Genomic DNA, 2,187 nt, shown 5'->3' with positions numbered 1-2,187 from the left:
TGACCTCCATAAGATGGATAAATCTTTTACAGAATGGGATTAGCCATCAACACGTTTTGTCCTATAACCCTATGTTTTCCCATGCCCGGTTGCAGCAGCACTTTTATTTTCTTTCGAAATGTCCTTGAAAAGTGATGCTTTGGTGCAGCCATTGCGTGCTTATAATCTGCCTCACACGCCGATGTGATGGCATCCTTCAGTTCCTGTTCTGTCATAATGAATTCCCCTTCTCTAGCTTTTCCTGCAGTTTCTTCCTTGCCCTGCTGGAAATGTGTCTTGCATTGTCAACTGTTGTGTCAAGAGCAGTTGCAATTTCTTCATAGCTCAATTCATTATAATATCGTAAATATAATACGTCCTTATATGGATATTTCATTCTGCCGATAAGTTCTGACATGCTGCTGCCATCCGGAAGTTCAAAGATTTCTCCGTCCCCCTGAGACTCCTGCAGCAGATTTTCAATCGTATCCTCGTCCATTTTGCTTTCGCGGTTCCGCCTACGATATACATTAATTGCTCTGCTCCTAACTATAGTAACAATATAGTTCCACGCTTTATGACAGTTTTCACGAGAAATTTTATCTAAATTATTTATAATTGCAATATAGCTTTCCTGCACAGCATCTTCCGCATCTGCAGAATTCTTTAAAATTCCATATGCCACATGGTACATTGCAGAGTCAAACTGCTCACTCAACTTTCTGCAAAATTCCCTGTCCTCTTCATTTTCGATTAGTTCAAGTAACTGAAACATAACACGCTCCCATTTCCTCTGCTGTACTTTTCCGACGCTTATGCCGTCTTATTTGCTAAAGTTTCTGCCTACTGTTACTCCTCCTTGCAGACATTAACCCATTCTGAATATCCGGAGCACTGCTCCAGTTCCGGGATTGTCAGCTCAATGGCACTGTTTCCACTACCACATGCCGGAAATACTGTTTCAAATTTTTTCAGGCTTTCATCGAGATATACTTTTATACCCTCTTTGATTCCAAAAGGGCAGACTCCGCCAACGGCGTGTCCGATATAGTCTTCCACTGCCGCTGCCGGAATCATTTTTGCTTTGGTTCCGAAGGTTGTCTTATATTTGTGGTTGTCGATTCTGGCATCTCCCGCAGCCACAATCAGGATCGGCTGTTCTCCCATCAAGAAAGAAAGCGTCTTTGCAATACGCTCCGGCTCACAATGAAGTGCCTCTGCTGCCAGTTCCACTGTCGCACTGGATTCTGCCAGCTCCATAATCCGCTCCTCCATTCCAAATTCTTTTAAATATGCTCGCGCGCGTTTGATTGACATAGTTACGCTTCCTTTCATCATTTCTAATAGCTGATTTTATCAAGAATTCCAGACAGATATGCAATGGCAACACCATAGTTGCTCATTGGAACTTTCTGTTCTTTTGCACGTTCAATTCTCGTCATGACATATTTTTTATTAAACATACATGCTCCGCACTGAATTATTAAATCATAATTAGATAAGTCTTTTGGAAAATCTGTTCCGCTGACGATATCCACTGTCAGTCCTGCTCCGATACGTTTTCTCAGCATATTCGGAATTTTCTCCCTGCCGATATCCTCTTTCAGTGGTGCATGGGTACAGCATTCTGCAATCAGTACCTTTGATTCTTCCGTAAGACTGCTAATGGTTGCTGCGCTCTCTTTGTAGTAAGCAAAATCTCCCTTGTACTCTGCAAACAATACGGAAAATGAGGTCAGAAGACTTTCCTGCGGCTTCTTATCATATACTGTACGGAAAACCTGGGAGTCGGTAATAATAAGCTTCGGTGGTCGCACCAGCGCCGCCAGCGTATCCTCTAACTTATCCGTTGTGCAGCTCATTACCAGACATTTATGATCCAGCAAATCACGGATGGTCTGTACCTGTGGCAGAATCAGTCTGCCCTTTGGTGCCTGGATATCCTGCGGCATAACAAGGAGGACCAAATCACCTTCTTCTACCAGTGCTCCGGTTATGGTTTCTTCACCATAATCATCCGGCACAAGTCTTATTAATTCTTCTTTAAATTTTTCTATATCTTCCTTACTTTTCGAGCTGATAACAAGAATTTCCTGTTTTGTCTCTTCCTTAAGCTGTGCTGCTATGGAATCTGAATCTGTCAGTGTATCCGCTTTGCTCAGTACACATAAGGTCGGTGTATGCTTTTCTTTAAAATAGTGGAACCAT

At 42.5% G+C, this 2,187-nt stretch carries 4 protein-coding genes; all 4 read right to left on the bottom strand.

Translation table 11 applies throughout. The features are described from left to right. Window positions 1-26: 26 nt before the first annotated feature. The gene (locus OCV43_RS13345) at window positions 27-215 is read right to left on the bottom strand and encodes a hypothetical protein (protein WP_262624332.1); all 189 of its coding nucleotides are present in this window, start codon (window positions 213-215) and stop codon (window positions 27-29) included. Then, on the bottom strand, window positions 212-754 hold the full coding sequence (locus OCV43_RS13340; RefSeq protein WP_118087921.1) for an RNA polymerase sigma factor: 543 nt from the start codon (window positions 752-754) through the stop codon (window positions 212-214). Before OCV43_RS13340 ends, OCV43_RS13345 begins: the two co-directional genes overlap by 4 nt. Window positions 755-828: 74 nt before the next feature. Further along, the gene (locus tag OCV43_RS13335) at window positions 829-1,296 is read right to left on the bottom strand and encodes a YbaK/EbsC family protein (RefSeq protein WP_262624331.1); all 468 of its coding nucleotides are present in this window, start codon (window positions 1,294-1,296) and stop codon (window positions 829-831) included. A 23-nt stretch (window positions 1,297-1,319) separates the two neighbouring features. Further along, a partial coding sequence (gene hydF / locus OCV43_RS13330; RefSeq protein ID WP_262624330.1) for a [FeFe] hydrogenase H-cluster maturation GTPase HydF occupies window positions 1,320-2,187 on the bottom strand: 868 nt, incomplete at its 5' end.

It is taken from the genome of Roseburia amylophila (assembly GCF_025567465.1).
GTDB classification, from domain to species: Bacteria; Bacillota; Clostridia; order Lachnospirales; family Lachnospiraceae; genus Roseburia_C; species Roseburia_C amylophila.
Note: the sequence above shows the minus strand (reverse complement) of the source record. Positions and strands in the feature narration are given on the sequence as shown.